Genomic DNA, 18,735 nt, shown 5'->3' on the forward strand with positions numbered 1-18,735 from the left:
TTATCACTTATGCAAAAATTGTCAAGAGCATTTTTAATATCTAATGGCCGCCGGAGGTGAGGACAGAAAAAAACCACCAACCGGTGGTTTTTTCCTGATCCTCTTCTTTTCTTAATTCTCTTTTTTACCAATGGATTTTAAATTGCCGTCAGCAAAAATAAGCGCGATTGATAATCACCCTGATCAATATCCGGTGTGTAGATCCCAGTCGGAGTATCTGAAATCGTTAAACCGGTTTGCATCAGTTCATCACCATAATGGGTGGTACTCCGGTCAGAAATCCGATACTCAATATTTTCCCCAAGTCCGGATAATTTCAAGCGGCGGTATCCAATATTAACAGGCTGTTTTTCCCGGTAATAGCCGACCAAAGCTTTTTTCTGATCGGGGGAAACGGCCATCCATGATGTTTCCGTTCCTTCAAACGGGCTTAACAGGCGGTAAAAGTCACCTTCATGGATCAAGGAACGGAAACGTTTCATAAATACAATCTGTGTCTTAATTTCTTCCTGTTCTTCTGCAGTCAGCTTATTTAAGTCAAGCTCATAGCCAAAGGTTCCAAAATAAGCAACATCTGCGCGGGTCTTGAGCGAAATATTTCTCATTGTCTGGTGGTTCGGCACTGCGGACACATGACTTCCCATGCAGTCCAGCGGATAAACCATGGAGGTACCGTACTGTATCTTTAACCGTTCGACCGCATCCGTATCGTCTGAGGTCCAGCACTGCGGTGCGTAATAGAGCATCCCCGGATCGAACCGGGCTCCCCCGCTTGCACAGGATTCAAACAGAACGTGGGGAAAACGGGTGGTCAGGCGTTCATACAGCTGATAAACTCCAAGTATATAACGGTGCTGTATTTCGCTCTGATATCCTGCATCGTTTCCGGCAGAATAAACGTCGGACAGTCCGCGGTTCATATCCCACTTCACATAAGAAACCGGTGCTTTATCCAAAATATCTTCCATGACATCACCGATGTACTTTATTACTTCCTGTCTGGTAAAGTCCAATACATATTGATTGCGGCTGTGGCAGATCCTGCGGTTTGGCGTTCCCAGCATCCAGTCCGGATGGACCCGGTATAAGCAGCTGTCTTTGCTGATCATCTCGGGCTCAAACCACAAACCGAATTTTAATCCTAAGTCCGTTATCTTTTTCGCAAGACCGGTGATCCCATTCGGAAGTTTTTCCAGATTGGGATACCAATCTCCAAGGGAAGTTGTATCATCATTGCGTTTGCCAAACCACCCATCATCCAGTACAAACAGCTCAATACCGAGTTTTTTCGCTGTTCCGGCAATTGAAAGGATCTTTTCTTCATTAAACTTCATATAGGTGGCTTCCCAATTATTTACGAGAATCGGCCGTTCCTTATCGCGCCATTCGCCCCTTGCCAGGCGTGTGCGGTATAGCCTGTGAAAAGTCTGGCTCATATAGTTTAAGCCGCGGTCTGAATATACCAATACAGCTTCCGGCGACTGGAAGGATTCCCCTTTTTTCAGCCTCCATGCAAAACCATTCGGATGAATTCCCAGCAGAATACGGGCTGTGTCATAAGGATCCACTTCAATCTGTGCCTGAAAATTACCGCTATATACAAAACTGGCACCTATAACTTCTCCGCTTTGTTCATCCGCATTCCTTCGTTTTAAAACCAAAAACGGATTGTACTGATGACTGCTGTGGCCGCGCATGCTGTATACTCCCTGAATTCCCTGATGCAGAGGATGGATTTTCACATTCCGTTCCCTGCCCCACGCGCCGGTAAGGTCAAGCATATCATAATCACTGTCCGGAAGATCCAGACATAAGCTCTGGGCATTTGTCAGAATAATGCCCTCTTCCAGATCACATTCAAAACGGGCATTTCTTGTGATCACCGGCCAATCCTCATAAATTGTGTAGTTTAAAATCAATTTCGTTTGAATCAGCCTGTCTTCCAGCGTTATTTCCAATGTAGCTGCTTCCCGGTCATCTTCCACATAAGTTGCCGGAAGCCCCTTCAACTTCGGCTTTCCCGGATAGATCCTGTGACCAGTATACTGAAACATTGTTACACGGCTGCCGTTCTTTTGTAGAATTTCGTATGCAGGGTAACGCACATCGCCGGAGCCGTAAGACGGATATTCCTGCTTGATGTGCTCCAATGAGAAAGCAGAATCTCCTTCAAAGCTGCAGTTTGCCATATCCCGCCTGCCAAGCTCCAATAAATGTGCATAGCTGCGGTTATGCAGGTGTTTCCCATAATAAAGCTGGCCAAGCTGGCCATTCTTCAGAATTTGAAAAATATAGCTGATTTCCTTATTGTAAAGGCAAAATTCTCTTGACTCCTCCAGAAACAGAATTCCCATAGTTAACCTTTCTTTATATATACCTGATAAGGCTCATAATGAATCTGATACAGGGGTTTGAAGGAAATATCCTGCCCTTTTACGCGAAACTCAAGCGTTCCCGGCTTTTGTACCAAAAGCTCCTGAACCGGTGTATCCTTGAAAGGCATGGACAGAAATTCCTTGCTTTCCGTCAGCGCGGCAAGCACATAGGGACCATAAGCAAGTGAGACGATGCGATCATCATCCGGGGCCGGTTCTACGCGCAGCGTACTGGAAAATACAACCTGCACGCTGTCCTGATTGCACCAATTCCGCTGCAGAACCAGATATCCGTCCTCAACCCTGAATTTTTCTTCGTTTTCATTTACCAGAAGCGAATAACAGTTCCGGCTCCAGTAAGGAATTCTGATTTTTAACGTAAAATCAGCGTTGCCCTTTATTCGGAGAGTCAGATCACCCGGACAATTTTTCGAAACGCTTTGGACCAGCTTCACATGCTTTTCATTCCAGTCTGCGGCGGAAGGAACAAAGAGATTAACATACAAAGTATCTTCGTCATGATAATAAATGCTCTCTACATAGCGGAAATGATTCTCCAAACCGGTTCCATGGCAGCAGGAATTCGCTTCATCAAACTCCTTGGAAAAGCCGGGAGCCAAAGGCATGAAGTAGGTAGATGCGCCGTTTGGTTTACTGTCCCCGGAGGAAAGAATATGATTCATCATGGTTCTTTCATAGTAATCCATATAAACTGCCGCAGGCCGGTAGCAGTACAATTCCCGGGTTAATTTAAGCATGTTATAAGATGCGCAGGTTTCGGCGGTATTTTTACTTAACTGCCCGGCAATGCGGTTCGGTTCATGGAACATTTCCCCCTCTCCGGTTCCGCCGATCGCATAACAATGGGACTTTCTGACACTATCCCAAAAGAAAGAAGCAATGTCATAATAGCGTTTTTCTCCGGAAGCTTCAAAAATCCTCATTGCTCCCATGGCCTGCGGAATATGCTGGTTCGCATGCATTTCATCCAATGCGTCAATTTCATCTTCCATCGGATAAAATAATTTATCATTATCAAACAGCTTCGCCGCAGCAAGGTGACTTGGCTTTCCGGTCAGTATATAGAGCTGAGACAGCACATCATTCATTCCTCCGAATTCTCCGGCAATGTACATGCCCCACATTTTAGCGCGCTGCCCGTGGGGCAGTACAGACAGGCGGTTGTAAACCCAGTCGCCCATTTTATCCGCAATCTCCAGTGCATTCTTCACTCCGGCGAATTGGCTGCAATCCAGTAAACCTGCCAGAATTTTATGCAGCGTGTAATAAGGCGCCCATATCTGGGGATATGGAGTATATACCTCCAATAAATCAAACTGTTCCTCGGAATAAGCGCTTAAAAATCCAGGATGATAACCCGGCTGGGATTCAAAAGCCTTCTGGCATTCTTCCAGCGCGTTTACCATGTACTCCGCTTTTTTACGGATTTTTTTATCCCGGGTTGCCCGATAGCATAAAGCAAGGGCAGACAGGTAATGGCCTGTCGTATGGCCCCGCAGAAGACCGTCGGGAGCATCCCAGCCGATCATTTCCGGTGCGCCTAGTGTATCAAGCCCCGCTGCCCGCCGGAAATTAACCAGCATCTGATCGTCGTTAACTTTCAAAAGAAAGGACTTAACACGTTTCTGCGCCTCCAGAAACGGGCTTGCACCTTTCAGAATAACCTCTCCCTGTTGGAATGCCCGTACAGATGGAACCGTGGATATAATTTCATGATCCAGCTTCTCCACAATATGAAGCGTAACCGGTACCGGAATCTTCGTCCCTTTTAAGAAACCCTCAACATACAAATCACCGGTACACTCCGGCAGAACGCTGTCGGATCCGTTCCAATCCACCGAATGGGCAACGGTCTTTCCATTTTCTGTTTCAATCACTGCGAATCCCGGCAGATAGAAGGTTTTTCCAAGCTCAGCATAACGTTCAACCGGGTAAACCTTTTTTACCTTTATATTGTTTTCCTCCTCCAGCACATGAACCAGATATGTTTTTTGCTCTACCGCTTCCCCGTAATGAAAAGTCGCAGTAAGCTGCACATCCCTGGAACCTTTTCCAAAAGCCGGCCGGAAAACCTTTCCTTCCGGTGTGACAATGCTGTCGTTTCCGCTTTCCCATATTATGGTCGAACCATTGGTTCCCTTTGCTGGCAGGTTCAAGTCAAACTCCACGGTATTTAAGTTTCCTAAATAAACGCCTTCCATATCCTTCGCAACAATTTCCTGATCCGTCATCCCTGCATCACTCCTTTACTTGCTTTTCCATTGATATCAAAACGGTTCTCATTCGTATCCCAGATTTCTATGCAGAGCTCATCGGTCATCTGTATGTAAAGCGGTATTGGCTCCATAATTGCATTTTTCCTCCTACCTCATAGCGCTCCACTGCATTTCTTATGTTTTATATATCTCGTTCCACTCTTTTAGAGAGGAAAAATACCAAAAAACCGGTTACAAATAGAACTGCAGACATAATTGGGAACAGCTGCAATTGGGAATCGGCTGTGGTAAATATCTTAAACAGGATGATACTGATTCCGTTTGCAATGGTACCCGCCTGGCTCCAGGCAGTCTGCATTTGTGTTTCATAATTTGGGGGTGACAGCCTTGCCGTTAAGGAGTTGCCGATCGGATAAGTCAAATTATCTCCAATTCCAAAAATGAAATAATACCCCAGCAGCCACATCGGGCTGAATTTGTCATATGTTCCGATAAGTACAGGAATTGCCAGTACAATATACGAGAAAGCGTAGAGGAATATTCCCGTGCCAAATTTATACGTTGTCTTTACCCGCGACGCCTTTGTATTCGTCCAGAGCCAGACAAAAACAGGACTTAAAATCAGGCCATATGCCTGTGATACAGAAGTAAACGTAGCAGGGGCAAATGTAATGTTGAACAGCACCCGGTTTACCTTTGCCTCGGTGAACACGGCAATAGCCGTACTTGTCATTGTACCGGTCAAAGCAATGACGATCTGGATCAAAAACAACTTAAGAAACGGATTCAGTCTATTCCTGTCTGCCTGGGAAATATCCTTTTTCCTTACTAAATTCGTCAGAAATATAATAGGGATAATAAAAGTAAACGTAACGACAATATTCATGATGCCGTCAAAGGAAATGACTTTTTTAAGGACAAGCCCTGTAATCAGGAGGACAGCAGTAACTAATATTGATATTGCAATGACAGATATTTTTTTTAAATCTTTTACTGAAACAGGATTCACAGGCTTATCACCGATGGTCCCGAAAAATTTATGCTGTGTGAGAAGGATCGTAAGACCATACATAAGAGCTGCAGCAGAACTGATCAAAAAGCCGATGTGGTAGTTGTGCTGCCCGATAAAGCCAATTACCACAGGCGTCACAAGCCCTGCAATATTGTTTGCAACGGTATGGATCGTGAACGCAGCATCTCTGCGGCCGGAGTCGCCATTCCTATATAACTGGCCGGTTAAGGATGAATTGCTCGCGCCCATAATCGGTAAGGACATCAGGATAAGGGAAATAAAGGCAAATATTCTGCCCTGCGTCATGGAAAATGCCGGAATTGCCAATATGCCAAAAGCCGCAGCCTTTACGATATTTCCCGCAATTATAGCTTTCCGCATCCCAAGGAGGCGGTCCGCAAGCCAACTGCCTAAAATGACAAACATGCTGTTACATGCCCCCATGGCGGCAATCATGGATGCAGCCTGGCCCTGGGAGAAACCAAGGCCTTTCGTATATGGCGAATAAAGATAATAAATCAGAATCGCATAGACTCCGCTCCATGCAATGGAATTAAATAAATTACCGGCAGCAAGTGCACCCAGGCCCCTTGGATGACCAAAGAACCTTCTGTCGTTTAATATGGCTTCGTTTTCCGGCCTTTCAATTGCCGGCAAATTTCCTGCTGTGCTGGAATTGTTCATTTACTGTTTCCTCCTGGCTATCACCTTTCATTTATATCAATATATTTTCATTATTATGAACTTCCGATATGATATTAGTACATAAGCTTTATTATATTTTGGCTGAGCCGCTATGGCGGTACGCATCAGCCTTATTCCAAAATATAATATACTTGACAGCCCGTACCTTTGGTGATAGACTAAAATTCCTTTTCCAATCTCATTTCACATCTTACGCTCAGGAAAAGAGAATATTGATACCACGGTAGAGTCCCCGGAAAGCAGAAGTTGCGCACCTCCGGAGAGCAGCGTTTCCATTGGAACTTCCAATTGCGCTCACCGCTTGGCAAGATATTAGGACGCTCTGACCAGTTACGACAGATTTCTTAAAGCATATACGAAAAGAACTGTCCGCTGCCGGAAAGACCACGTTCACAAATATTACTACCAGGAGGAATATTTATGATTCAAGTGGAACACATGAACAAGACTTTCAAAGTCGCAAGAAGAAGCGCCGGCTTTTCAGAAGCAGTCAAGGCACTTTTTCACAGAGAAGTGGAAATAATCCACGCTCTTTATGACATCTCCTTTACCATAGGAGACGGAGAAATGGTGGGTTATATCGGCCCCAACGGCGCAGGTAAAAGCTCGACCATTAAAATTCTAAGCGGAATCCTCACACCGGATAACGGTACCTGTTTCATCAATGGCCGCATCCCATGGAAGGAACGCAAAGGACATGTGAAAGACATAGGCGTTGTATTCGGCCAGCGCAGCCAGCTCTGGTGGGATGTCCCTATCATTGATTCCTTTGAACTGCTCCGCGACATCTACGAAATCCCCCCACACCAATACAAGGAAACCCTGGACGAACTGACCGGGCTTTTATCCTTAGGCGAACTTTTGCGGACTCCGGCCAGACAACTGTCCTTAGGCCAGCGGATGCGATGTGAAATAGCTGCTTCTCTTCTGCACAATCCCAAAATCCTGTTTCTTGATGAACCGACCATTGGTCTGGATGCAGTCTCCAAGCTCGCAGTCAGGGACTTCATCCGAAAGCAGAACCAAAAGCACAAAACTACAGTTCTTATTACGACCCATGACATGCAGGACATCGATGCTTTGGCAGACCGGGTCCTCCTGATCGGCAAAGGACGGCTGCTTCTTGACGGCACTCTTTCTGATTTAAAATCCCACCGTCCCAAAGAAGACGCCACGCTGGATGAGATCATTGCTGCCCTTTACCGGGATTACCGGATATAGGAGGTGGAACCATGAAAAAATACTGGTCTTTTTTCCGCATCCGTTTTATCCACGGACTTCAGTACCGGGCCGCCGCCCTCTCCGGCATGGTTACCCAGTTCGTATGGGGAACCATGGAGATCCTCTTATTCCGTGCCTTTTATGAGGCTTCTCCGGAAAGCTTCCCTATGGAATTCCCGGCCCTTTCCACTTATGTATGGCTGCAGCAGGCATTTCTCGCCCTTTATATGACCTGGTTCTGGGAAGCTGAGCTGTTCGAATCCATTACCACAGGCAATGTGGCCTACGAGCTGTGCCGTCCTGTCCGCCTTTACAATATGTGGTTCACCCGAGGTCTGGCTGTCCGCCTTTCAAAAGCAGTTCTGCGGTGCATGCCCATTCTGCTGTTTGCATGGCTGCTGCCCTCCCCATATGGCATTGCATTGCCCGGAGATTTAACAACGTGGTTTTTCACCCTTGTTTCCATGGTGCTTGGATTGTTTTTTGTTGTGGCTTTTGGCATGATCGTCTACATGTCTGTTTTTTACACCATTTCATCCCAGGGGATCAAACTGATCGTTACATCTCTTTCCGAATTTTTAAGCGGTGCGGTAATCCCCATTCCCTTCCTGCCGGACGAAATCCGCAGGCTTGTAAGCATCCTGCCCTTTGCTTCAGCCCAGAACGTCCCTTTTCGGATTTTCGGAGGCGGTTTAACAGGCCATGACATGTACATAAGCCTTATGGGCCAGGCATTCTGGCTGATCGTGTTTCTCATCATCGGACGCGCTATGGAACGAAATGCTTTAAAACGCGTTGTGATCCAGGGCGGTTGAAAGGAGGCATACCATGAATTTAATCAGGTTATACGAAAAATATCTGCTGATCCATTTAAAGAGCATGATGCAGCATAAAATGTCATTCTTCTTTACTACGGCCGGGCAGTTTCTGATATCCTTTAACATATTCCTCGGAGTATACTTTATGATGGACCGTTTCCATGAGGTTAAGGGCTTTACTTACGCAGAGATTCTGCTTTGCTTCTCCATTACGCTTATGGCCTTTACCATAGCGGAAACCATCTTCCGCAGCCTGGACACCTTTGAGACCATCATCGGGAACGGAGAATTTGACCGCATCCTTCTTCGTCCGAGGGACAGCTTATTTCTGGTCTTATGCAGCAAAATAGATTTAACCAGGATCGGCCGGCTTTTGCAGGCTGTCATCATGTTTGCCTATGGCCTGTATTCCGGTTCCATCAGCTGGAATTTTGCCCGTGCTGCCACAGTGGTTTTCATGATCCTTGGCGGAGTCGCAGTGTTCGCAGCTATATATCTGATATTTGCCTCTATGTGCTTTTTTACCCTGGAAGGCCTGGAATTCATGAATGTATTCACTGACGGGGCCCGGGAGTACGGAAAATATCCCATCGGCATTTATGGAAAAACACTTTTAACTATTTGTACCTACCTGGTCCCTTTTGCCCTGTTCCAGTACTATCCGTTTTTATATCTTACGGGCAAGACCCCGAATGTATGGTACGGCCTTCTCCCTCTGGCCGCCTGTCTCTTTCTGATTCCGGCTGTCTTTTTCTGGAATTTCGGCCTGGCCCGCTATCAGTCTACCGGTTCCTGATCCCAGGCCGCAAAAAACCGCGGAGTGCAGCCGGAATCCCTGGATTCCGTGTACTCCGCGGTTTGGTTTAAACTCTGCGCGTGCAGCGTATTTTAACTGTCAACTTTTCTTTTCCTCCGATTAATTTATCGATCACCAGAAAATACACGGCTACTGACACAATGGCACTGATGAAATCCGAAACAGGCTCCGTGTAAAAAATATTTCTGATTCCAAACCAGGCTGGAATGAGCGCCGCTCCGCCTAAAAAAATCACCTTTCGGAACATGGAGAGGGAAATTGCGGCCTTCGCAATCCCCATGCCGGTAAATCCGTCTACAACCACATACTGCAGTGCCAGAGGTACGATGCTCATGGTGTAGATTTTAATGGCCCACACCGTCAAATCCACATAGGCCTCATTCCGGGTAAAGATGCGGACAAAGTACTGGGGTACCGTATGAGCCAGGATAAACATGACCGTGGTAAAGGCAAGTCCCAGGATTACGATATGGAATTCTGCCTTCTTAATCCGGTCCGGCCTTCCCGCCCCGAAATTATAACCGAGTATGGTCTGGGTGCCGTTTGTGATCCCGCCAAGAGGCATGGTAACCATCAGCATGAAACTCTGTACAATGGTCATACAGGTAAGAAGCATATCCCCCTGGCTCTCCCCTCCGTAATGCTGGATCAGCGCATTTAAGGACAGGATCAGGATATTATCAAAGGCAATGATGAGAAAGGGGCTCAACCCCAGGACCATGACCCGCTTCATGACCTGCCAGTCATAATGGCCAAAGGTGATCCGAATCGGCGGTTTATCCCCAAACAGGAATTTAAGCACATAAACGCAGGAAGCCATCTGTGATAAAACCGTAGCAATTGCAGCTCCCTGTACACCCATGCCGAACAGAAACATAAACACCGGATCCAGCACGATATTGCATACAGCCCCCAGAAGGACCGATTTCATGCCGGCCTTTGCAAAGCCCTGGCAGATGATGAACTGGTTCATCCCCGTAGCCAGAAGAGCAAACACGGTCCCGGAAAGATATATGGTAATATAAGCATTTGCGTAAGGAAATGTAGCTTCACTGGCCCCAAACCACATCAGAAGCTTTTCTTTTACCAAAAGAGAGAGAATGGTAATCATAACCGAAAGAACGGTCAGAAGCAAAAAACAGTTCCCTAAAATCTGCCTGGCGGCCCGTTCATTTTTCTCGCCCAGCCGGATGCTCATTAAGGGGGAGCCCCCTACGCCCACTAAAAAAGCAACAGAAGAAATCAGGGTCACAATGGGACCGCAAATTCCTACTCCTGCCAGTGCAATCTCGCCGGTTCCGGGAATATTCCCTATGTACATTCGATCTACAATGCTGTAAAAAACACTAACAAACTGGGCCAGCATGGAGGGAACCGCCAGCCTCCACACCAGTCCTCTTATTTGATCCGTATCCAAATCATTCTCTGTCTTCACTTTAAAACCCCGTTAATCCGATTACCGGACCACAGCCCCATCAGGGCCGAAGGTATAGGAAACACCGTCGATCACCATGGCCGTATCATGAATCATGATGCCACTTAAATCCAGGTAATACCAGATGCCTTCCACTTGGATCCAGCCTGTCTGTTTTACATAATTCTTCGTATAATACCAGTTCCCATCAATGATCTTCCAGCCTTCCGGGGGAATCATGGAGCTGTAATCCACAAAGGAAAATTCTATGGTCACATCTCCGTCAATCCCGTCTACTCTTCCCTGGTCCGTACATTGCCACATGGTACGGTTCCGGCAGTTGTTGACGGTTCCATATCTGGCATACCAGACATCATATGGGATCTGGCTCATATCAATGTAATTGGTCAGCCATTTGTTATTCGCATAGACGATCGGCCGATATCCTGCATCCGCAACGGTTTTGCAGAATGCGTTGATATTATCCGTAATCTGCTGCTTTGACAGATTGTTATCAAGAAGGTATTTGGATTCCACATCATATGCAATGGGATAAGAAATCGAATAATCCTTTACCATCCGAAGCACATATCTGGCCTCTTCCACCGCGGTCTGGGTATCAAGAGCCTGGGTATAAAAAAATACGCCTGTCTTGATTCCGCTCGCTGCCGCGTTGGTCATATTTATGGAATAATAAGGATCCCTGTCATTGAAGTAACCGATGCGGACCATAGCGAAAGAAACACCGTCAAGAGCCACCTTGTTCCAGTCGATGCCGCCGCTTTCCGCATTCTGACGGTTCTGGTATTTTGACACCGTGATCCCCTTCTCCAATGCACCGGCAATGGGATTTCCGGATGCATCCACATATTGTCCGTTTTCCAGATTCCATGCTTCTGCAGAAAATCCATTCATGGGCTCAGCCATTGCTGCCGAGGCCATAAGTCCTGCAGCCAGGCATGCGCCGATTCTCAATCTTATGTTCTTCTTCATCGTTTCCTCCATCCGTGGCTTAAGCCTGTATTTAATCCGGTTCCTTGCGGAACACATTGATGTCATGAATCAGGGTTTTCACACTGTCAATAAATAAATCAAAAGCGCCGAATTCATACAAACTGATAAACAGCATGCCAATGGGCACGGCCAAAATCATCCCGGCAATTCCGCTCACCTTAAATCCCAGATACAAAAAGAGCAGGGTCATAAGAGGGTCCAGTCCCATGGTATCCCCTACAATCTTTGGCTGGATAACCTGTCTTAACACCAAAGTGAGGACATAAATAACGATCAGGCCGAAACCAAAGGCATACTGACCTGAGACAAGGCGGATGACAGCCCATGGGATCAGGATCGTACCGGTTCCCAGAATCGGCAAAAAATCGAGTATGGCTATGATGACTGCCAAAAGCAGCGCATAATCCACTCCCAGTACCAGAAATCCTGCAGCCAAAACCGCGGCTATGATAAACATGATCTTAAACTGGGCCAGAAAATATCCGCCCACCAGATGCTTTACATCCTTTCTTAAATACCGGTAATACTTTGTTCCGCCATCCGGCATATACCGGTGAAACACTCCCATGATTTTATCCCTGTCTACAATGAATAAATAGGAGGAAAAAATCGTCACAATGGTATAGACCAGTGCCGCCGGAATACTTTTTACCACATTGCCCGCAGCAATAACCGTAGGAGAAGCGATCTTCTGCACCATTACATTTAAATACTCACCCATGTGGGTAAAGAACTGGTTCACAGAATCCTGAACTCCCTGGGGCAGAAACTGCAAAAGCCCCTCCAGCTTAAGAAGCATCTTCTGCACTTCAACCCAGGCGGACTCGTAATACATGGGCAGATCTCCGATAAGCCCGGACGCCTCTGCAATCAGCTTGGCGAACAGAAAATAGAATGCAGCGATAATAAGTGCAAGCACCGCTATGACGATCAGCATGGAGCTGTGCTTCCGCACTATTTTCACGCGCTTTTCCAGAAACCGCACAAGAGGATTTGCAATGACTGAAATGACCCAGCCGATGACAAAGGGCAGGAAGAATTTTAAAAGCCTCGGCCCCCATACACAGACTAAGTACAAAAACAGAATCGGAATGACTATATTGAGTAATATTTTAAAATACTTCCTAATTTGTTCCATTTTCATCACCTGCCTTCATTATACTCCCCAAAAGCCTTTGTGACAAATGAATAATATCTAAAGATATTCTTTTAAAAAGCGGTACAGCTTCTCCATCTCTTCATCCGTGCCGATGGTAATGCGCAGATGATTATCGAGCCTTGGCTGCTTAAAGTACCGGACATAAATATTTTTCTCCCGGAGGGCATTATATAGTTCCTCTGCTCTGTGGTCTTTGTGGGAAGCAAAGATGAAGTTTGCCATGGAATCCGGAAAAGAAAATCCCAGTTCCCGAAGCTGTTCCTTGGCCGCTTCCCTTGTGTGGATGATTTTTCTCAGCGTTTCCTTAAAATATTGGTCATCCTTAACCGCTTCCACACCCAGAAGCAGGGAAGGAATATTCATGGTATAAGAATTGCAGGAATATTTTACATCATTTAATGCCCGGATCAAATCCGGATGGCCATAGGCACAGCCGATTCTCATTCCGGCCATGGAACGTGATTTACTGAAGGTCTGAACCACCAGAAGATTTTCATACTTCCCGATCAGCTTCATGGCACTTTCTCCGCCAAAGTCAATATACGCTTCATCCACAATTACGACTGATTTCTGGTTATGGGCTATGATATCCTCTACATCTTTAAGAGACATCAAAAGACCCGTAGGCGCATTGGGGTTTGGAAATATGATTCCCCCATTTTCCCTGTAATAATCTTCCTTTCGGATGCAAAATGCCTCATCAAGAGCAGGTTTTTCGTAAGGAATACGGAATAATTCCGCCCATACCCTGTAAAAGGAATAGCTCACATCAGGAAACAGCACCGGCGTATCGGAATGAAAAAAGGTCAGAAAAGCCATAGCTATCACATCATCAGAACCCACACCCACGAATATCTGGTCCTCTCCCACCCGGTAATATTCCGAAAGGGCCCGGATAAGAACTGAAGAGGCAGGATCCGGATATTTGCGGAACTGGCTATAATCCATCCTTTCCAGGGCACACCTTACGCCTGGAGCCGGCGGATACGGATTTTCATTGGTATTTAATTTAATTAAATTCTCACCCTTTGGCTGCTCTCCCGGTACATAGGGAGCCACCCTGCGGATATTTGCTTCCCACGGTTTCATCTCATTTCCTCCTCTTTCCTATAACCCGAACTCTTCTGCTATTTTCCGGAATGCGGGCAGGGACCGTTCAATCTGTTCATAGGATACGCAATAGGCGATCCGGACATAGCCAGGACATGCAAAGGAGCTTCCCGGTACTAAAAGAACCCGGTGTTCCTTACAGGCCTGACAGAACGCTTTATCATCCACCGGGGCTTTTACAAATAAATAAAAGGCTCCTTCCGGTTTGATGCATTCAAAACCATATTCCTTTAATTGGTTGTAAAGAAGCTCCCGGTTCCTGTTATACGCTTCCAGATCCACCTGTTCATCCACACAGCGCATGACCACCCGCTGCATCAGGGACGGTGCATTGACACACCCAAGCACACGGTTGGCAATTGCTGCAGCAGCTATGACCTTTTCGGAATCCTGGAGTTCATCGGGAATTACCAGATATCCGATCCGCTCTCCGGGGAGGGACAAGGATTTGCTGTAGGAATAACATACCACGGTATTATGGTAAAATGGCGTCACATAAGGAACTTCCACGCCATCATAAGCCAGTTCCCGGTAAGGTTCGTCCGAAATCAGCACAATGGCAGTTCCGAATTCTTTTTCTTTTTTCTCCATGATTTCTGCAATTTTACGAAGGGTCTCTGCGGAATAGACAACGCCGGTAGGGTTATTGGGCGTATTGATGATCACTGCCTTTGTTTTTTCGGTAATCCGGCTCTCAAACTCAGATAAATCAGGACGAAAGCTGTCCGTATCCGGAGGTACCACCACAAGTACGCCATCATAATTCCTGATATAGGAAGCGTATTCCATGAAATAAGGTGCAAACACCACAACCTCATCGCCAGGGTCCAGTATGGTTTTCAAGATCACGTTCATGCCGCTGGCTGCCCCAACGGTCATAAGAATATTTTCCAGATGAAAATGAGTCCCGAACCGCCGGTTTAGGGAACGGGCGATCGTCTCCCTTACATCCGTAAATCCTGCATTGCTCATATAACCATGGATCAAAGTAGAGTCCTCTTCCTTCACAATGTCAAGAATGGCCTGATTTACTGCCTGCGGAGCCGGAACATTGGGATTTCCCAGACTAAAGTCATAGACATTCTCTGATCCGTATTCGGCAGCCATCTTCTTTCCTTCCTCAAACATGGCACGGATGGCGGAATTGTTTTCTACAAGGGGTCTCATCTTGTCTGCTATCATAATCTTATTCCTTCCTTTATCCTGAAATGATTTTATGGGAATTATATCACAAGTGCAGGAATAGGTCTATTCCTGTTTCACACATCCTCCGCCTGTCATCTGCCTGGCCCGGTCCAGAGCTGATCTGGCTTTGTCATAGCAGCTTTCAAAATCCCTGTTCTGTATCTCTATCATAACATAGCCTGCGTTAACCGGATGCAGGGTCTTTCCTCCCTCTCCCCTGATTTCCTGCTTTAAGTCCCCTACGATCCGCTTCAGCTTATTTTCCATATCATTATCCCGAATATTTTTGCAAAGCACCATAGCCTCGTATTCGCCGTTCAGACAAAAAATGTCATCTTCCCTGAACAGACATTTCAAACGTTCCAGGTATTTTGCAAACATCTTTTTTCCTGTCTTCCGGCTTTTTTCACTTTCATCAACCGGCCTGCAAAATTCAAACAGGACCAGGGCTGAGGGCAAAAACCTCCGGCGTGACAGATAATCCCCCATTACGATAACGGCTGCCTGGCGGTTCGGTATCCCGGCCGGCAGATCCGGATCTTCACAGGTTAAATGATCGATCTGATCCATCATTTTTCTGCTGTCTTCCACTTGTCTGCGTAAATCCACGATCTCGTCTATGTTTAACATCACACCATAAAGAAAACTTCCTTCATCCTTAACCGTCAGCTTGGAATGGCATAAAATCCATATATATCCGTGCTTTGAAAGAACCCGGTACTCCACTCCCCTTAAATTTTCCTCAGGCTCCAGAGCCTCCACCAGCTTCCGGACCCGTTCACGGTCAGCCGGATGGATCATATCCATAAAATGTCCATGAAACCGTTCTTCCAGTTCATCTTTTGTATAATCCAATATTTCCATGAAACGGAGACTGATATACAGAAGCTCCATCTTCTCCGATTTCCGGCACCTGAAATATCCACCCGGCATTCCGGAGCTTAAAAACTCCAGTTCATCATTTTTAAACCGAAGGACCTCATTGGTATCCTGAAGCTTTTTCTGGGCCAGAACAGTATCGGTAATATCCATGCATGCGCTTACAATGGCCATGCGCCCGTCCTCAGCCTGGACCACGCGTCCCTTGGTCACCAGCCACAGCCAGCTTCCATCCCGTTTTCTCATGCGGTGCCGGAAGGTATACTCCATGCCGGGAGATATGTAGCGGAGGATATTTTCCTGTATCATTTTTAAATCTTCCGGGTGAATGAGGTCTGCAATCTTTCCCCCGATGTCCTTTGCAAATACCTCATAGGAATCATATTCCAGAAGGCGGAGCATCTCGTTGTTGGCAAAATACAGAGGGAATCCCTTTTCACAGTATATGCCAAGAAGTCCGCCGGGAGCTACCTGTGCAAATATGGCGCTGGCCGCCCACTGATTCTCCTGGGCAATATTTTCAAATGAGATATTCCTTCCTGCCAGCTTTAATACATCTCCCAGTATTTTCTGGGAATCCTCCAGCTTCTGACGCTGCTCCATCTGCTCCGTGGCATCCCGGACCGAGCCATAATACAGGCGGCGCTCATCCTGCTCTCTTAAAAAGAATGCGCGCAAGTGCACCCACATGAGTTCCCCGCTTGAACGGTAGCGCCGGAATATGCCTTCGGCTCCGTGGATCGGATTGCTGTATGCATTTTCAAAAATGTTTAACACCCAGTCTGTATCGTCTTTATAGACCTTATTTAACATATACCGCCTGCGCTCCTCCATATCCACGGGATTATCTCCGGTGACGCGGTAATATTCCTCGTTTACCCGCAGGACTTCGCAATGGTCCTCATATACCTCATAAAGAGCGATCGCTCCAAGCATATTGTTTAACATAGCCTCGCTGGTAATATTCTCATTAAATAAATCTTCCAGTTTCAGCTGCCTCATCTGCCTGGCCTGGATTCCCCTGTAATCCACATTATCCTCTTCCGCCAGAAGCAAATCAACCTCTTCAATCGTCAGCGGCTTATAATAATAATACCCCTGTCCATAAATACAGCCGATATTGATCAAAAAGTCTACCTGTTCCTTTTCTTCCACCCCTTCGGCAATGACCCTCAGCTGCATCACCCTTGCCATCCTTACAATGGTCTCCAGGATCCCCATCCCCCGGCTCCGGCTGTTCTCATTCATGTCCAGGAACTTGGTGTCGATCTTTATGACATCCACATTGACATCCTTTAACATATTTAGAGAAGAATAACCGCTTCCGAAGTCATCCATAAACACAGGAAAACCTGCCTTTCGCAGGTCCTCCACCACCTTTCGGATCAAATCATAATCTTCCGCATAAGCGCTTTCCGTAATCTCGATTTCCAGGTATTTGGGATCGATCTCATACCGGTCCACCAGCTCCTTGAATTTGGCTACAACATCAATGGCGTAGATATCCATACGGGACATGTTAACGGAAATCGGCACCAGGCGCCTGCCATTTTTCGTCCAGATGCTTAGCTGCCGGCATACCATCTCCCAGATATAAAGATCCAGGTAAGTAATAAAGCCATTCTTCTCCAGAAGAGGGATAAAATCCCCGGGTGAAACCATGCCGCGGACCGGATGCCGCCATCTGACTAAGGATTCCAGGCCGATGATCTTACCGGTCAGCATATTGCACTGGGGCTGGGCATAGAAAATAAATTCCCGCTTTTCCAGAGCCCTCTGAATTTCCGACAGCAGGACCTGGTCGTTTTCCATCTTCTGCTTCATGCCTGGATCATACCAGCCAATGCGTTTGGTATAATTGCCCTTGACGGAGTTTAACGCAATGGCTGCTCTGTCATAAACCATGCTGACCGGAAGGCTTAAGTCTTCGATCCGGCAGATGCCGAAAGCAGGCAGAAATCCCGCATTTCCTTTATACTGCCTGGCATAATCACTGATCTCGTCTTCCAGGCCCTTTAATATGGAAAGGTCGGCAGGCAGAATGATGACAAAATCATCTCCGCCCATGTATCCGGCAACGGTATCATAGGACTTCTCCGCCGCCTTCAAATGATTTCCAATCTTAATCAGGAAGCGGTCCCCTTCTTCTTCCCCGTACCATTCATTGAAAAGCTTAAAATGTTCAATATCAATGGCCACCATAAAATGCTTGGTATCGGTCTGCTTTTTTAACAGCTGTTCTGCCCTTTCAAAAAAAGGCCCGTAGCGGAAAAGTCCTGTCATGGAATCTGTTTCTTCAAGATTCTTATTCTTTTCACTCACAGGCCGAAACATAATAAGCCTGCAGCCCTCAGAACCGGGCCAGTCAATTTCACCGGAAGACACATCCATCCACAGTTTGGAGGCAGTATTGTAAAATATCACATGCCCGGAATTCCGGCCTGTGCCCGGACAGTCCGTACAGGGGCATGATTCCTTCCCCATTCCCTGATAACAGTACATTCCTACTTCTAAATTTGAATAATATGATTTTGCCACATGATTCAAATAAATGATCCTGTAATCCTGGTCAATTATGTAAATACCGGCTTCTCCATTTTCAGCCGACATACTATTCATATACTCCCGCCTCTCCTGCATTCCATGTTTTGCTCACAAACTAAATTATTGTAATATTATAGTATGAAAACGCTGTTTTCGTCAACACGTTCAAAGTCTTATTGACCGGAATTCTTTTGCATGATCATGGGCGGGAAAACGAAAAGGCATTCCAAGCAGCCGTTTGCTGC

At 46.4% G+C, this 18,735-nt stretch carries 12 protein-coding genes; 3 read left to right on the forward strand and 9 right to left on the reverse strand.

Translation table 11 applies throughout. From position 1 onward, the window contains the following. Positions 1-137 precede the first annotated feature (137 nt). The 3 genes from BQ9856_RS13895 to BQ9856_RS13905 all read right to left on the reverse strand — a co-directional run bounded on the left by BQ9856_RS13895 (position 138) and on the right by BQ9856_RS13905 (position 6,308). Positions 138-2,354: an alpha-galactosidase gene (locus BQ9856_RS13895; protein WP_077611564.1), complete on the reverse strand. Its 2,217-nt coding sequence runs from the start codon at positions 2,352-2,354 to the stop codon at positions 138-140. Between the two features lie 2 nt (positions 2,355-2,356). Beyond that, positions 2,357-4,627, reverse strand: a complete 2,271-nt coding sequence (locus tag BQ9856_RS13900) for a beta-L-arabinofuranosidase domain-containing protein (protein ID WP_077611565.1) — start codon at positions 4,625-4,627, stop codon at positions 2,357-2,359. Between the two features lie 166 nt (positions 4,628-4,793). Continuing rightward, on the reverse strand, positions 4,794-6,308 hold the full coding sequence (locus BQ9856_RS13905) for a peptide MFS transporter (RefSeq protein ID WP_077611566.1): 1,515 nt from the start codon (positions 6,306-6,308) through the stop codon (positions 4,794-4,796). Between the two features lie 441 nt (positions 6,309-6,749). On the opposite strand from BQ9856_RS13905, the gene BQ9856_RS13910 reads away from it, so the two are divergent. The 3 genes from BQ9856_RS13910 to BQ9856_RS13920 are packed head-to-tail and all read left to right on the forward strand — an operon-like array spanning position 6,750 to position 9,164. Continuing rightward, positions 6,750-7,550: an ABC transporter ATP-binding protein gene (locus BQ9856_RS13910; RefSeq protein ID WP_077611567.1), complete on the forward strand. Its 801-nt coding sequence runs from the start codon at positions 6,750-6,752 to the stop codon at positions 7,548-7,550. Positions 7,551-7,561: 11 nt separating this feature from the next. Next, complete coding sequence (locus BQ9856_RS13915; RefSeq protein WP_077611568.1) at positions 7,562-8,365, forward strand: ABC transporter permease; 804 nt, start codon at positions 7,562-7,564, stop codon at positions 8,363-8,365. Between the two features lie 13 nt (positions 8,366-8,378). Then, positions 8,379-9,164 (forward strand): ABC transporter permease, encoded by a 786-nt coding sequence (locus BQ9856_RS13920; protein ID WP_077611569.1) that lies wholly within the window; start codon positions 8,379-8,381, stop codon positions 9,162-9,164. 67 nt (positions 9,165-9,231) lie between these two features. Here the strand turns inward: BQ9856_RS13920 and BQ9856_RS13925 are convergent, their stop codons facing one another. The 6 genes from BQ9856_RS13925 to BQ9856_RS13950 all read right to left on the reverse strand — a co-directional run bounded on the left by BQ9856_RS13925 (position 9,232) and on the right by BQ9856_RS13950 (position 18,565). After that, positions 9,232-10,620: an MATE family efflux transporter gene (locus tag BQ9856_RS13925; protein WP_077611570.1), complete on the reverse strand. Its 1,389-nt coding sequence runs from the start codon at positions 10,618-10,620 to the stop codon at positions 9,232-9,234. 21 nt (positions 10,621-10,641) lie between these two features. After that, a complete protein-coding gene (locus BQ9856_RS13930; protein WP_077611571.1) occupies positions 10,642-11,592 on the reverse strand; it encodes a glycoside hydrolase family 25 protein in 951 nt (316 codons plus the stop codon). A gap of 31 nt (positions 11,593-11,623) precedes the next feature. Continuing rightward, a complete protein-coding gene (ytvI, locus tag BQ9856_RS13935) occupies positions 11,624-12,751 on the reverse strand; it encodes a sporulation integral membrane protein YtvI (RefSeq protein ID WP_077613379.1) in 1,128 nt (375 codons plus the stop codon). A 57-nt stretch (positions 12,752-12,808) separates the two neighbouring features. Beyond that, on the reverse strand, positions 12,809-13,861 hold the full coding sequence (gene hisC, locus BQ9856_RS13940; RefSeq protein WP_077611572.1) for a histidinol-phosphate transaminase: 1,053 nt from the start codon (positions 13,859-13,861) through the stop codon (positions 12,809-12,811). A gap of 18 nt (positions 13,862-13,879) precedes the next feature. Then, positions 13,880-15,064, reverse strand: coding sequence for a pyridoxal phosphate-dependent aminotransferase (locus tag BQ9856_RS13945; RefSeq protein WP_077611573.1), 1,185 nt, complete (start codon positions 15,062-15,064; stop codon positions 13,880-13,882). 66 nt (positions 15,065-15,130) lie between these two features. After that, positions 15,131-18,565, reverse strand: a complete 3,435-nt coding sequence (locus tag BQ9856_RS13950; protein ID WP_077611574.1) for an EAL domain-containing protein — start codon at positions 18,563-18,565, stop codon at positions 15,131-15,133. Between the last annotated feature and the right edge of the window lie 170 nt (positions 18,566-18,735).

The sequence above is a fragment of the Clostridium sp. Marseille-P2415 genome, assembly GCF_900155545.1.
Taxonomy (GTDB): Bacteria; Bacillota; Clostridia; order Lachnospirales; family Lachnospiraceae; genus Lacrimispora.

Bases quoted from the DNA above. Each gene is read 5' to 3' on its own strand.
- BQ9856_RS13950 (WP_077611574.1), bottom strand. From the start codon at position 18,565: ATGAATAGTATGTCGGCTGAAAATGGAGAAGCCGGTATTTACATAATT.
- ytvI (WP_077613379.1), bottom strand. From the start codon at position 12,751: ATGGAACAAATTAGGAAGTATTTTAAAATATTACTCAATATAGTCATT.
- BQ9856_RS13895 (WP_077611564.1), bottom strand. From the start codon at position 2,354: ATGGGAATTCTGTTTCTGGAGGAGTCAAGAGAATTTTGCCTTTACAAT.
- BQ9856_RS13930 (WP_077611571.1), bottom strand. From the start codon at position 11,592: ATGAAGAAGAACATAAGATTGAGAATCGGCGCATGCCTGGCTGCAGGA.
- BQ9856_RS13920 (WP_077611569.1), top strand. From the start codon at position 8,379: ATGAATTTAATCAGGTTATACGAAAAATATCTGCTGATCCATTTAAAG.
- BQ9856_RS13910 (WP_077611567.1), top strand. From the start codon at position 6,750: ATGATTCAAGTGGAACACATGAACAAGACTTTCAAAGTCGCAAGAAGA.
- BQ9856_RS13915 (WP_077611568.1), top strand. From the start codon at position 7,562: ATGAAAAAATACTGGTCTTTTTTCCGCATCCGTTTTATCCACGGACTT.
- BQ9856_RS13905 (WP_077611566.1), bottom strand. From the start codon at position 6,308: ATGAACAATTCCAGCACAGCAGGAAATTTGCCGGCAATTGAAAGGCCG.
- BQ9856_RS13900 (WP_077611565.1), bottom strand. From the start codon at position 4,627: ATGACGGATCAGGAAATTGTTGCGAAGGATATGGAAGGCGTTTATTTA.
- hisC (WP_077611572.1), bottom strand. From the start codon at position 13,861: ATGAAACCGTGGGAAGCAAATATCCGCAGGGTGGCTCCCTATGTACCG.
- BQ9856_RS13945 (WP_077611573.1), bottom strand. From the start codon at position 15,064: ATGATAGCAGACAAGATGAGACCCCTTGTAGAAAACAATTCCGCCATC.